Origin of the sequence: Paenibacillus sp. FSL W7-1088 (assembly GCF_037969855.1) — a bacterium.
GTDB lineage: Bacteria > Bacillota > Bacilli > Paenibacillales > Paenibacillaceae > Paenibacillus.
In genome coordinates this window covers 5,549,669-5,564,269 of sequence record NZ_CP150216.1, presented here as the reverse complement: position 1 = coordinate 5,564,269, position 14,601 = coordinate 5,549,669, and the positions used below count along the sequence as shown (strand labels likewise).

General features: G+C 47.1%; 9 protein-coding genes. All 9 read left to right on the top strand.

Annotated features, from left to right (window positions below; genetic code table 11):
* Positions 1 to 26 precede the first annotated feature (26 nt).
* The 9 genes from MKY42_RS25090 to MKY42_RS25050 all read left to right on the top strand — a co-directional run bounded on the left by MKY42_RS25090 (position 27) and on the right by MKY42_RS25050 (position 14,562).
* Positions 27 to 2,690 (top strand): discoidin domain-containing protein, encoded by a 2,664-nt coding sequence (locus tag MKY42_RS25090; RefSeq protein WP_339845576.1) that lies wholly within the window; start codon positions 27 to 29, stop codon positions 2,688 to 2,690.
* A 325-nt stretch (positions 2,691 to 3,015) separates the two neighbouring features.
* Positions 3,016 to 4,023 (top strand): zinc-binding alcohol dehydrogenase, encoded by a 1,008-nt coding sequence (locus MKY42_RS25085; protein WP_179263394.1) that lies wholly within the window; start codon positions 3,016 to 3,018, stop codon positions 4,021 to 4,023.
* A 12-nt stretch (positions 4,024 to 4,035) separates the two neighbouring features.
* Positions 4,036 to 4,863 (top strand): sugar phosphate isomerase/epimerase, encoded by an 828-nt coding sequence (locus MKY42_RS25080; RefSeq protein ID WP_179263396.1) that lies wholly within the window; start codon positions 4,036 to 4,038, stop codon positions 4,861 to 4,863.
* Positions 4,864 to 4,898: 35 nt separating this feature from the next.
* A complete protein-coding gene (locus MKY42_RS25075) occupies positions 4,899 to 5,783 on the top strand; it encodes an AraC family transcriptional regulator (protein WP_179263398.1) in 885 nt (294 codons plus the stop codon).
* Positions 5,784 to 5,853: 70 nt separating this feature from the next.
* On the top strand, positions 5,854 to 6,285 hold the full coding sequence (locus tag MKY42_RS25070) for an Rrf2 family transcriptional regulator (RefSeq protein WP_339845570.1): 432 nt from the start codon (positions 5,854 to 5,856) through the stop codon (positions 6,283 to 6,285).
* Between the two features lie 72 nt (positions 6,286 to 6,357).
* The gene (locus tag MKY42_RS25065) at positions 6,358 to 7,227 is read left to right on the top strand and encodes an aldo/keto reductase (RefSeq protein WP_179263402.1); all 870 of its coding nucleotides are present in this window, start codon (positions 6,358 to 6,360) and stop codon (positions 7,225 to 7,227) included.
* A 212-nt stretch (positions 7,228 to 7,439) separates the two neighbouring features.
* Positions 7,440 to 8,927, top strand: a complete 1,488-nt coding sequence (locus tag MKY42_RS25060) for a dockerin type I domain-containing protein (protein WP_339845565.1) — start codon at positions 7,440 to 7,442, stop codon at positions 8,925 to 8,927.
* A 21-nt stretch (positions 8,928 to 8,948) separates the two neighbouring features.
* Positions 8,949 to 11,336, top strand: coding sequence for an S-layer homology domain-containing protein (locus MKY42_RS25055; RefSeq protein WP_339845562.1), 2,388 nt, complete (start codon positions 8,949 to 8,951; stop codon positions 11,334 to 11,336).
* 190 nt (positions 11,337 to 11,526) lie between these two features.
* On the top strand, positions 11,527 to 14,562 hold the full coding sequence (locus MKY42_RS25050; RefSeq protein WP_339845557.1) for a histidine kinase: 3,036 nt from the start codon (positions 11,527 to 11,529) through the stop codon (positions 14,560 to 14,562).
* Positions 14,563 to 14,601 lie beyond the last annotated feature (39 nt).

Genomic DNA, 14,601 nt, shown 5'->3' with positions numbered 1-14,601 from the left:
GCCGAAAATGGATTGGAGGGTATGGTATGAAAAAACTTGGTGCGAGTCTCCTATTTGTAATATTGGTATGCGCTGTTCTTTCCTCGGCGGCCTTGGCGAAGCAACCTTATTCATCCTATTGGCTGCCTGAACAATTGCTTCACTGGAATCCAGCTTCCGACCCGGATGCGGCATTCAACCGGAGCACCATTCCGCTCCAGAGCCGATTCACAGGAGAGGCAGTTAACCCGAACGCAACGAAAGATCCCAAAGTGATGGCCTTGTCTGCACTGAATCAGGGAACCAGCGGCGTTCCATCGCAGGGATCGGATACATTTTCCGCAAATACGTTCTCTTACTGGCAGTATGTCGACAAGCTCATATATTGGGGTGGCTCGGCGGGAGAAGGTATTATTGTGCCACCAAGCGCCGACACGATTGATGCGGCACACCGGAACGGAGTGCCCATCATGGGCACAGTGTTCTTCCCGCCATCCGTATACGGTGGCAAATATGAGTGGGTGAAGCAAATGCTTCAGCAGAACAGCGATGGCTCCTTCCCTGCCGCGGATAAATTAATTGAGGTAGCGGAGTATTACGGTTTTGACGGCTGGTTTATCAACCAGGAGACTGAAGGTGGAACGGCCACTGACGCACAGTTAATGAAGACATTCCTCCGTTATCTTCAGGATCATAAGCCCGCGGGTATGGAGATCATCTGGTATGACTCCATGACGAAGGAAGGCAATATTTCATGGCAAAATGCGCTGACGGACCGGAATGCAATGTTCCTTCAGGATAACGGGAACAAGGTATCAGACAGCATGTTCCTGAATTTCTGGTGGAATGATCTTGGCAGTTCTGCGGCCAAAGCCAAAAGCCTGGGCAGATCACCATTTGAACTGTTCGCAGGTATTGATGTGGAAGCGAAAGGATACGATACCAGTCTGAAATGGAACTTGCTGTTTCCTGAGGGGAAACCGGCTGTGACTTCCCTAGGCATATATCGACCGGATTGGTCGTACAACAGCGCGGACAGCATGACCGATTTCTTTGCCCGTGAAAATAAATTCTGGGTAGGGCAGAACGGCAACCCGGCCAATACGGCGACAAGCCAGGCCTGGAAAGGGATTGCGAACAATGTGGTTGAATCATCGCCGGTGGACCAACTGCCATTCACAACCAATTTCAACACGGGCAGTGGCGAGAAATTCTATGTCCATGGCCAGCAGGTACGGGATAGCGGTTGGAATAACCGCAGTTTACAGGATATGCTTCCGACATGGCGCTGGCTGACAGAGAGTAAGGGTAAAGCACTTACGCCGTCCCTGGATTGGTCAGATGCCTACTATGGTGGCAGTTCCCTTAAGGTAGCGGGTACGCTAAGTTCGGCAAATGCAACCCACCTGAAGCTGTATCAAACCGATCTGAAGATTGAGCCAGCTACCAAGCTGTCGATCACGTACAAAACGCAGAACAAGCCAAGCATGAAGGTTGGCCTGGCTTTTGCAGACCGTCCTGATCAGTTCGTCTTTTTGGATGTAAAAGACAAAAAGGCATCGGGTTGGACGACGGACATCTTGAATCTGACGCCTTACAAAGGAAAGCGGATTGTGGCATTGTCTTTGTATTTTGACAGCAAGGAAATCATATCGGATTATGACATCCATATTGGTCAGATATCCATTCAGAAGAATGCTAATCCAGTGAAGCCACTTGAAGCAGTTCAAGCATTGAATGTCATCCAATCCGATTTCCGCGGCGGTATATACGGTGATGCAAGGTTGAAATGGAACGCGTTGGACAACGACAAGGAAGTTCAACAATATGAGATTTACCGTGTTCTGCCCGACGGCAAAGAGACTTGGGTGGGTGCGACCACCAATAACGTCTTCTATGTGCCTGAGATGAAGAGAATCAACGCGGAACAGGCAACTGTACTGAAAGTCGTGGCAGTGAATGCAAAATATGAGCGCGGCCAGGCTGCCAGCGTGACCATCCAATGGCCGGCGTATCCTAAGCCGGAAGCAGGATTCAAGGCCGATGTAACCCTGATCACACCGGGTCAGCAGGTGCATTTCACTGATCTCTCTTCCGAGGTGACGGAAGGCTGGTCTTGGACTTTTGAGAATGGCAGTCCGGCTGTCAGCACGGAGCAAAATCCAGTGGTAACGTATGACAAGGAAGGCACGTACAATGTGACGCTTACAGCTACCAACAGTTCGGGGCAGGATACGGTAACGAAGCAAGCTTTGATCACCGTCAGCAAGGGCGCTTCGGGAATCAAAAATGTCGCACTTGGCAAAACGGCCACTGCCGACCATGCCTGCGGACCTGCTGAAGATGCGGGAAAGGCCATTGACGGCAAGGTGACGGGCAACAGCAAGTGGTGCGCACTGGGGAACCAGCCGCATTGGCTGCAGGTTGATCTTGGCAAAGAACATCAGATCAGTGGTTTTGTCATCAAACATGCGGAGAGCGGTGGGGAATGGTCTGGTTTTAATACGAGCGACTATTCGATCCAGGTCAGCGCTGATGGCGTGAATTGGTCTGATGTAGTTCATGTACAGGGGAATACCGCAGCCGAAACCTCGGATGCAATTGCGCTGGTCAAGGCTCGTTATGTGAAGCTGAATGTGCTGAAACCGACGCAGGGCGGCGATACGGCAGCCCGAATCTATGAGTTTGAGGTTCGTGGGTTGCAGCCGTAGTTCGCGGTTGAGAAGTGACAAGTGTAGCTGTGAAATTAGCAAAAAAGGAACCATGCGGCCAATCCGGTTTCAATGACGGCTGGATATCCCTGAAATATCCCGTCGTCTAACGGGTGTACCGCATTGTATCAGACTACGACTGAATAGGATTGAATATGAGGCTCACAGATCATTGGATCTTGTGAGTCTTTTTACGTTTATGCTGGATTCGCTTACAAAGGTTTTAAAATCGTTGTTTTAGATAAAAAATCGGTTTTGCAATCAAAGACAATGTTAATGAAAAGTCTTATATTGTAGTTGAAAAGATAAGAAAGGAGTGAAGGTGATGAAGAATAGAAAGATCATGTTTGCTCGTCCGCTGCAAGTGGAAACGGTAGAAGAGGATTTTATTTTGCCAGCTCTAGGGGAGAAGGACGTATTGGTAAAATTGATCTATTCCCTCATCAGTCCGGGAACGGAGTTGGCCATGTTATCGGGAAAAGAAGAGTGGGCCAAGCTCCCCGTATGTCCGGGGTATGCAAGTGTAAGTGAAGTGATCGAGGTGGGACAGGGTGTACACGATGTTCAGCCCGGGGACGCTGTGTTCCATTATGGTCAACATGCTGAATATCAAGTGGTATCCACAGATCATGTGTTCATCAAGGTACCTGAGCACTTGGATTTGAAGTGGGTTCCCTTCACCCGTATGGCAACCGTGGCATTCACCTCCGTTCGTGTATCCAATATTGAACTTGGGGATGTTGTTGGCGTGACGGGGCTTGGATTGGTAGGGAATCTGGCGGCTCAATTGGCACGCCTTCAAGGGGCAACTGTGATTGGCGTGGACCTCTCACCAGAACGAATTCGAACTGCCCAGACATGTGGGGTTGACTATACGCTCCATGGCGGAGAAGATAAAGTAAAAGAAAAGATACATGCCCTAACGAATGGAGCAGGGGTATCCACTCATATTGAGGCGACGGGTGTACCCAGTGTAGGTGTTCAGAGTCTGGAGTGGATCGGGAAGCTGGGAGAGATTATTTTCCTGGGCAGTCCACGAGGCGAATATAACACGGATGTCACCGATATATTGAACTACTGCCACCTGTATGGACGAGGCTGCATTACGTTTAAGGGGGCACATGAATGGCGCTTCCCGGTTGAGCCGAACGAATTCGTGAAGCATTCCCTGGTGAGAAATTCGAACATTGTATTTGAACTGATGTTAAAGAACAAGCTGCATATCGAACCATTGATCAGTCATGTGATGAAGCCGGATCAAGCGCAGGAAGCATACGAGGGCCTGAGAATGAATAAAGACCAGTATAACGGTGTACTGTTTGACTGGTCCTAGGAGGAGATTGGGATGATTAGAGGGTTAACAAGAGCAGGCTTGGGGAACATCGAGTCCAATGAACAATATATTACGAATGCTGCAAAATACGGATTTCAGTCTGTAGATTTGAATCCGCTCTCATTGATTGAAGAGGTTGGCAAGGAACAGGCTATACACCTGCTGGAAAGCAATCAGGTGATCATCGGTTCATCCGATCTGACCGTAGACTGGAGAACCACAGATGAACAGTTTCGTGAAGGACTTCAATCGCTGGTTCAAATGGCAGAAGCCTCTGCTGCATTGAACTGTTACAGCTGTTGTACCTATATTTTACCTTCCACAGATCAGCCAGCAGCATCATTTATGGCGGCAGCTACCAAACGATTGAGATTGTGTGCAGATATTCTGGACGCTTATGGAATTCGACTGGGCCTGGAGTTTGTGGGTTGCCATCATCTGCGCACTCAATGGAAGAATCCATTCATTTGGAGTGTGGAGGATACGCTTGACTGGATCGAAACAATTCATGCTCCGAATGTAGGTTTATTGGTGGATTCCTATCATTGGCATACAAATGGATTAAAGATCGAAGAGGTGTTGGATCTTAAGAAGGAACAGATTGTCCATGTTCATATCAATGATGCTTATGATCTGCCCATTGAAGAATTGCTGGATCATGAGCGTTTATACCCTGGCGAGGGAGTAATTGATCTGCAGGGATTCTTGAAGAACCTGAAGACCATTGGATACAATGGCGTTGTATCTCAAGAGGTGCTGGCACCAACGCCAACCGTCGATTCAAGTGAATTGTTTGCCAAGTCCAAGGCGGGCTTCGATAAAGTGTTTGCGACAATATAACCGGATCAGTGAGAAGTCAGCGGGGAGGAATACATGTGTATGAGGCATGGATGAACAGCATTTCGCCATTCGTAAGAGCGGCAAGAGTGACGGAATCATTTTCTTTGGCAGGGGAATGGATAGACCACGATCATGTGTATACCTACATCGAACAAGGGGAAGCGGAGTTCTTCTTGAGTGGCGTGAAATACCTGGTCAAAGAAGGCGACATTGTGCTGATGCATCCATTCATGTCTCATATCATTCGGTCCACCTCCACGCAGCCATTGATTCAGTATATTTTTCATTTTGATCTGTACTATGAGGAAGAGCGTAGTTTATTGAAGAATACGAGTGCAGCTCATCGTGAAAGTCCCGATCTGGCGGATAGGGAAATGATGCTGGCTTCCATACGCCCAATATCTCATTTGCAGTTAGCCGATCGAATCGAATGGAAAAAGAGATTTGCGCTCATGCATAAGGAGTTTCAGGAAAAGCGGGGAGGATCTTCTTTAATCACGAAATCCATATGTTTGGAGTTGCTGCATCTGTTTTTCAAAAATCAATCCGCTGATCAGGACCAAGAGGGGAACATGACCAAGGGATGGGCATTCATTGAAAAGTCGATTCGTTATATTCATGAATGCTACGCCGATCCTCAATTAAATAATGTTGCCATCAGTAGATATGTCGGTGTATCGACGAACCATTTATCGCATTTGTTCAAAAGCAAGCTGGGCATTACCCTTCACAAATATGTGACACATATCCGAATAGAGCAGGCCCAGAAAAGAATTATTGAAGGAACACATAATTTAACCCGGATTGCCGAGGAGGTTGGCTTTTCGAGTATTCATCTGTTCAGTCGGTCTTTCAAGGCTGCTGTAGGTATCACTCCCAGTAAATATGCAGCGATGAAATCGAGGGTAGAGTGGGAGTAGGCTGATAGTTGCTAACTAAACATAAAAGATATATAGTATATTTAGAAAAGAAATAGTTAGGATGAATGCTATGGCATACTCTACAGCCTTATCACAGGGAATCTCGATTCTGCTCTATATTCACGCTCTATCCGAGGAGAACTGTTCGAATTATTTGTCCACCAAGTTGATATCGGAGCAGCTAAATATTCCGGTTCCTACGACAGTAAAAGTCATTCGCAACCTGAATAACGCCAAACTGACGATGGCTAAAGAAGGTGCCAAGGGCGGCATCTTGCTTGCTCAGCCGTTATCGGAAATCACGATGCTGGATGTATTCCTGGCGGTTGAACCCGGCAAAGACTTGTTTAAAGTTCATACCGATGTAACACTCCAGGGACAAGATGTGGACGACGTGAAACAAAAGATTATTCACCATCTTGATGGCACGGAGATCGCCATGCAGAATTATTTAAAAGACATACGGTTAACCGATCTGTTTCATGAAGAAAGAAAGGGTTAACCTCTTTTTTTGGACTAAACTAGATATAAGAAATATCAAGTATGTTTCGTTATTTTGAGAGGAGCAATCAAAATGAATTTGCATACTAAAGTGATTGAAGCCAGAAACGGGGTTCCCATTCCTCAACTGGGTTTTGGGGTTTACAAAATAACGAAAGAAGCAGAATTTACAACAGCGACTCGCGAGGCCATTCAGGTCGGGTACCGACATTTTGATACTGCCCGGATCTATGGGAATGAGAAAGCGCTGGGAGCAGAAATCCGGCATAGTCCAATTCCGCGCGAGCAATTCTTCATCACGTCGAAAGTCTGGAATACGGATCATGGCTATGAAGCGACCCAGAAAGCTTTCCAGAAAACGATAAACAAGCTGGGTGTCGATTACCTCGATATGTATTTAATCCATTTTGCTTCGCCCAAGTATATCGAAACGTGGAAAGCCATGGAGGAATTATATGAGGAGGGCAAGATCAGAGTCATCGGGGTCGCGAACTTTGAGATTCAGCATCTGGAAGAATTAAGGAAGCATGCGAAAATCTTGCCGATGATCAACCAGATCGAGACGCACCCGGAATTTCCGCAGAACGAACTGCGTGCCTATATGAATCAACATCAGATTTTGCATGAGGCGTGGGGTCCGTTGGGACAGGGGAATAAAGTGTTATTGCAGCATCCGGTATTGAAGGGAATCGCTGATCATCACCATAAGACGGTGGCTCAAGTGATTTTGCGTTGGCACCTGGAACGGGGCGTTATCCTGATTCCCAAATCATCCAATCCAAAGCGGATCAGAGAGAATAGTGAAATCTTTGATTTTAAGCTGTCGGCTGAGGAAATGGAGAAGATCAATAGCCTAAACTCGGGTAAGAGGTATTCGATCCATCCGACAGGTTATATTGTGAATCCGATTTTTAATGTGTTGATGAAACTTTTCGTTAGGTAAAACGAAGCAATCAGTTGCATTGGCATATCTAATTTTATATGAAAAAACATTAGCGATAGGGATAAACGGATTTTCCGTTAATTCCTATCGTTTTTATATGAAGAAATAGGGCTTCCTTCCTATTCTTTTGCTTCTTAAGTTTTCAGTGATTGTTAAGAACTGCTATGTATATTGAAATAGTACGTAATTAGAAAGGTTAAGGAGGAGACCATTTGAATCTATATACTGGAAAAGATGTAAGAGTGAATTTTACACAATGGAGTGTACTTGCCCTTGTCATTACATTACTCACAAGCGTGAGTTTTCCATCTTCATCGGCACTGGCTGCTGCGGTTCCTATTTCGCTAAGTCAACCTAAGGACATTGAGTTCTATAAAACGGCTGATGGGAAAACCGAAATGCTAATCGCAGACAGCGGGAACGATCGTGTCATCCGTGCAACAGCGGGAGGTGTGGTTTTATCCACCATGGTGGTCAACCATCTGACGGCTGCCACCGTAGAACCCAATGGTTTAATCTATGCAGCGGAATCAGGAGCAGCGGCCAAGGTACATATTTTTAACCCCGACGGTACAGTGCACTCGCCATACATCGATGTGATGTCCAAATTTTCACTTCAACCTGCTGCAGATGATGCGAAGCAACCGTACATAAAAAGTATGGCTATGATTGAGCAAAATAATAAGAATAATCTGATCATGGCTTATAGCTCATATGGTAAGAATGGAAATGATCCACAGAGCTCTGTTTGGTTATCCACCATTTATTTAGATGGTTCAGGAACGAGCGGAGGCAGTGGAGGTTACACAGAAAATTCTAGTGTGATACGAGGAGACAATAAGTCAAGGTGGTATACCCAATCAGGAGGGGTTATCCTTCAGGATATAACCAATATTTTTAACAATTCAATTAATTACGGAGATTTGGCCGCAGATTCAGCAAACAAGCTATTATACGTTGTGACCGACGATCAAATTATGCGGACAAGCTACGAAGGAGCGACCTATACTAATCGGCCTGTACTGAGCCCGTGGTTAAGTTCAAGCCCAGAACATCCAATTCGTGCAGGGAACCCAATTGCGGTTGGTCCGGGTGGGGAAGTCTATATGGCGGATACAGCGGATGACCGGATTGTTGTATTCAATCCAAACGGAACCTTTAATCGAATTCTGGAACTTGCGTGGGACATTAATCAGATCCCGACCGTGAGCTCGTTCTCAAAAACGATAAAGGTAGGGCAGCCCGTTATCTTTTCAAAGCAGGATTTTGAATATAACTTTGCCGATGCCGATGGGGAACCGTTGTCTGATATTCGTATTACTTCCTTGCCCTTGAGTGGCAAGTTACAGTTGAATGATACAGACGTAACGCAAAATCAAGTGATTCCTGTCACTGAATTGGCTCACCTGAAATTTATAGCTCCAACGGTGGGAGAAAAAGTTACGTTCAATTGGCAGGCGAAGGATGGCCGTGATTTCTCCGAAGAAGCAACGGTAACGATCATGCTGCGAATTAAAGGTGATGCGAATGGAGACGGTGTGATTACACCTGCAGATGCCTTATTGGTGAATAAATATATCAAAGGTTTAATCACGTTAACACCGGGTCAGATTGAAGCTTTGGACATGAATGATGATGGTGTACTGGATGCGAAGGATTCAGCGCTGATTATGGGCGTTTACTTGGGGATCAACTCATAAAACTAGGAAGGGGTGAATACTTTGTCACATCATAACTCATCTTTAATTTCAGCAAAATCGAAACGATCCATCAAGGCTATTCTGGCTGCGCTGCTTATGGTCTCCATGATCTTTTCGTGGCTTCCTCAGGCACAGGCCAGTGTAGATCCTGTAATTCATATTGGTCAAGTATCCGGTAAACCAGGAGACATCGTCGAAGTACCTGTATCCTATGATTCAAAAGGCTCAGAATTTTCTTTTTTTCACTCTGAATTGTCCTTTGCCTATGATTCGGCTGTACTTGAACTCGTTGAAGGGGACGAGGTTGTAAACCGCCAAGCCTATGAAAATTATCAGGGGGTCAGCCTGACTGAAGATACGTCTGCTCCAGGGTATATTTCAGTGATCATGACGACACAAAATTTCATTCAGGAATCTGCGGCATTATATTCCCTTCATTTCAAAATCAAGGAGAATGCGACTACCGGTCCAAGTTCAGTAACTTTGCATACGGGCGCATTGGTAGTGGAATATGATCCGTTTCAGGTGACTGGGGAAAATGGGCAAGTTACTGTGCTGGCCGATGAGAAGCCGGTTGGGTATGGTGTTGTCTATATCGGATCAGAAGAAGGAAAAGCAGGTGACCAGGTAACGCTAACGGTTGATACGGCGGTGCTTTCTCAACCGATTGGCTCTTATGGGGTACGTCTGAAGTTCAACCCTGCAGCTTTGCAGGTGACTGATGTTACAGGCAGTCCGGGAATACGACATCATGCGAATAATGAGACAGGATCGCTTATCGTGGGCTGGAGTGATGAAAATGGAGGACTGAGTCCTATTCCAGCATCCGAGAACTACCAAACGTTGTTCAATATTGAATTCAAGATCACCTCCAGTGCTGTCGCAGGTGTGTATCCGGTGCAGTTCGTCAACGAGACGCTACTCGAAAACTTCACCGTGACGGATACCGATGGGATTGAAATGATGAAACAGGCAGTATCAGGCGATATCACGGTCGTTGGTGAGCCAACAACACCAACAACGCCAACAACGCCATCCAATCCGGGTTCGTCCGGTTCAGGAAGTTCATCCGGTGGTTCGTCAACACCATCCACGCCTGCAAGCACTTCCGAGAAGATTACCGTAAATGTGACCAATGAGCGGAATGCAACTGCCGTTGTCTCGGCAACAACGATTGAAAGAACAACTGGGGCAGATGGACGCAAAAAAGACGAGGTGAATCTAACTGCCGAGCAGACTTCTCGTGCAATTGCAAGCCTGAAGAAGGCCGGTTCGAATATTGCCCGAATCCTGATTCCGGATGAGAAGGACGAGGTATCCGAGCTGAATGTGAAGCTGCCTGCCAAGTCTGCTTCACTGATGGCAGACGAGAAGATGAATCTGTATATTGAAACGGATAACGCATCCCTGCAACTTTCGCCGAATACTTTACAGGGACTGGACTCGGAAGTATACTTCCACCTTGTGCCGATCAAGGATGCAGCAGGACGTGAAGTGGTAGAGCAACGTATCCACAAAGATCCATTATTCGTCAAACAGTCAACCAATACCGCTGATTTCCGCTTGATAGGTCGTCCAATGACCATCGAGACGAATATGAGCAGTCGTCCAGTGACGGTTGTGCTGCCCATCAGAGATATGAACCTGACGCAGAAGGAACTGGACAAGCTGCAAGTATTTATTGAACATAGCGATGGAACGAAGGAGCTCGTTAAGGGGAAAATCGTTAAGTTTAATGGAACAGATCAACCGGGAATTGAGTTTGAAGTCACCAAGTTCAGCACATTTTCCATTGTTCTCATGAATGGCAGCAATACATCAGCCTACATTCAAGGTTATGCGGATGGCACGTTCAGACCGAATCAAGCCGTTCAGCGTGCTGAAATGGCTGCCTTATTGTCTCGGATACTGCCGTCTGGCAGCGACGAGGTTGCGCTCAATACATCATATCGGGACATGCCGGTTGCTGAATGGGCACGCGAAGCGATTACAAAGGCTACTGCGGCAGGTTACATGCGTGGCAATGTTGCCGGGGATTTCATGCCAGGGCGTTCCATTACACGAGCCGAGATGGCTGTCATTATTGAGCGAATTTTGAAAACCCAGGAATCAGCTGCAGATGTAGATGCAGAAGCAACTGCAGCAACAACGGCTGTGCCAAATGAAGCTGCGGATCTTACACAGCACTGGGCACGCGAAGCAGTTCAGCGTGTATTGGCAGCAGGGATCATGAGTGTGTCGCAAGACGGAGCATTCCGTCCGAACGATGCTGTGACACGAGCGGAGGCCGTTACTTTGCTGAATCGTTTGGTGAAGATCGAGCCTGATCTGTCCGGTGCATCGAGATGGAAGGATGTACCTGTGGGTCATTGGGCTTACGGCGCAATTCAGGCTGCATCTCAGAATTAAAATGGTGAGTGCTGATGCTGCTTGCCCCTCTTCAACTGGGGACAAGCAGCATCAGATGAAGTCCAGGAGGCATCTGCGGATGCCTTTTTTTCATCGTTACATTGTGGTTTGCAAAAAGGATGGACAGCTTCAGGTGTGAGTGGGAAAATAACGCTATGCTGCAAGACAGACGTTTACTGGAGAAAGAGAGATGACAGTCATCAGAACGGATCGATTTATGTTAGGGATCGGACTCATGACCCTGCTGCTTGCGCTAGTGGTTACATGGAAGATCTCAGGTGGACACGAAAAGCCTGTGGCCAGGCAGGGCATTCTGGACTTGGCAGGTATGGAGTGGACGAGCCAATCCGTCATACCGCTGGATGGAGAGTGGGAGTTCTATCCGGAACAGTTGCTCTCACCACAGCAGATTCATAGCACGCATAATAAACCTGTCATGATGCAAGTGCCAGGTAATTGGGACGACGAGAGAAACAGTCATGGATATCCCATGAAAGGCAAAAGTTATGGAACCTACCGCTTGATTGTGCGAAATGTGCCGCAAGATGAAATGCTGGCCATTGCCAAACGTTATGTTCGCTTCGCGGATGCGATGTATGTGGATGGCAAGTTGATGAGTCGTTCCGGTCAGCCGGGAACATCTGCCACATCGTACGTACCGCGCAATGAACCTTATACGATCTATTTTCACCCTGAACGTACAGAGATTGAAGTTGTGCTGCAGGTAGCCAATTTTGATTTTCGTAGTGGCGGCATCTATAATTCGATGGATCTGGGAGCAGGCAGTCACATGGAAGCAAGAACGATCATTCAATCCGGACTTGAGCTATTGATTATAGGCGTTGTGGTGATCTTTGGATTGTTGTTTCTGTATCTGTATGTTCGCCTGCATCGGGATGGAAATCAGCTGTTGTATGCGCTGTTCTTCATCGGTTTTGCCTTGACGGTAGTGACCAATGGGGAGCGTTTGCTGTTGCAGCTGCTGCCAGACATTCCTTTTGAGTTGGCGTATAAATTGAAATACATATCGGTATACGGAGTGTCTGTGATTGTCAGCATGATTACCTGGAGACTTACTCCTGATCTCGCGCCCGTGTTAAAAAGGTGGCTTCAGGTACCCAGCATGGTACTGACTGTCTATCTGGCATTTATTGCGCTGGCACCATTTCGTGTCTACTCCTATATTCAGGAGAGTATGTACGCGATTAATCTGTGTGCCTATGCAGTGGCTTTCATGGTTATTATACATCAGTATGTTCGGGCAAGGTACGGTAACCGGAGGCGCTCCCAGGCGCAATTGCTGATCATCTGCATCTGGCTTATGCTGGTCAATTATGTGCTTGGAATCATTGTGACATGGTACCCGATCAGCCAGGTGCTGCTGAACTGTACTACACTTGTGATTTTGTGTGTCTTTGCCATGTTACTGATCTATCAATACACGCAGGCATATGCTTCAATGCAGCAACTGACCCATCAACTTCAACTGTCGGACAAAGCCAAGGATGAGTTCTTGCTGCTGACTTCGCATGAGTTAAACTCGCCGCTCCATAGCATTATTCATCTGTCCCGTTCCCTTCTGACAACGTCACTGAGACGTACCAATGAATCGGAGATCCGGGGCAAGCTTCAGCTTATCCGCAATACGGCTTACCGGATGTCCAATCTGGTCAATGATCTGATCGATATATCCAGATTCAGGGATGGCAGCATAAAGCTCTCCATGGGGAGCGTTGATTTGGTATCCTGCCTTTCACTGGTTACGGAAGTGCTAGGATTTTTGGCTTCTGGCAAAAGCATTGTTATGATTCGCAGGCTGGAGCCTGAAGCACGCTACGTCATGGCGGATGAGAGCAGGCTGCTGCAAGTGCTGTATAACCTGGTCTACCACATGATGGGACAACATCATAATGGTAAGCTGGTACTGGCGTGCGAAAGGCATCTGGATCATGTGCGAATTATTCTTCGTATGGAAGCCGATTCAGATCGGAGTACTGGACATAGTCAGGGTGCAGACCCTGGTCTACAGCAAGCGGATGAGCTTGCAGCGGGGGTTGCTGTTGCAGCGGAAATGGTCGGTGCAATGAGAGGGAAACTCGTGATGAACGATGAAGCTGCATCAATCATGATTGAGCTTCCTTGTGCAGCTAGCACCAATATGGAAAATTTGGCGGAGATAGCCGCAACACAGGAGACTGATGGGAAGGAGGAGAAAAAGGTGGGAAGCGTGATTTCAGCCCACGTATTAATTGCGACATCTGATCTCGTAGATATGGAACAATTAAATACATTGCTTACTACAGAAGGCTTTCATCTGAGCTTCGCAGACTCTGATGTCAAGGTTCGGACTGCTCTGGCTGGTGGGAAGTTGCCCGATCTTGTGATTGTCGACGCCATGCTGCCTGAGGTGACCGGGTATGAGCTGTGCAAGCAGGTTCGGATGGAGTTCAGTCAGGTAGATTTACCAATTCTGTTTATTAACATGCGCAGTACACCAGCAGATATCGAGGCGTGCATTCAGGCCGGCGGCAATGATTTTATTACCCGTCCACTGGATGCTGGCGAAATTCTTGTCCGGATACATACCTTGCTTGGCATGAAGCAACTGGTGAAAGAAGCGGCGAATAACGAGATGGCCTTTCTGCGTTCACAGATTAAGCCGCATTTTCTATATAATGCACTAGGCACCATCATGTCGTTATGTTTTACGGATGGACCGAGAGCCGGGGAATTGCTAGGCAGCTTCAGTCGTTATCTGCGTATACTCTTCCATCTGGATAACACGGAGGAGTTGATTCCGCTTAGTAAAGAGATGGAGTTAATTCGAGCCTATGTGGAGATAGAGCAGGAGCGATTTGGTTCACGACTTCAGGTTAAACTGGACGTGGACAGCTCGTTATCTTCCTGTAAAGTCATGCCGCTCCTGATCGAACCGCTGGTGGAAAACGCCATTCGACATGGCGTATCCAAGAAGATTGACGGCGGAACCGTCCACTTGTTCATTCGAAGATATGAGGATAGCGTTCAGGTGGTGGTTGAGGATGATGGTGTTGGCATGTCTGGTAAGCAGGTTGCTTTTATGATGAACAGAAGTCATGCAGAACAAGGCATTGGCCTGCAAAATGTACAGAGACGACTGAAACATATGAATGGACAAGCGCCTGTGATCGAGAGTGAACAAGGTGTAGGTACCAAGGTGACCATTAGATTTCCATATCAATATTGAGAGCATTTTGCATCAATCCCCTAGCGTCTTCCAATCAGA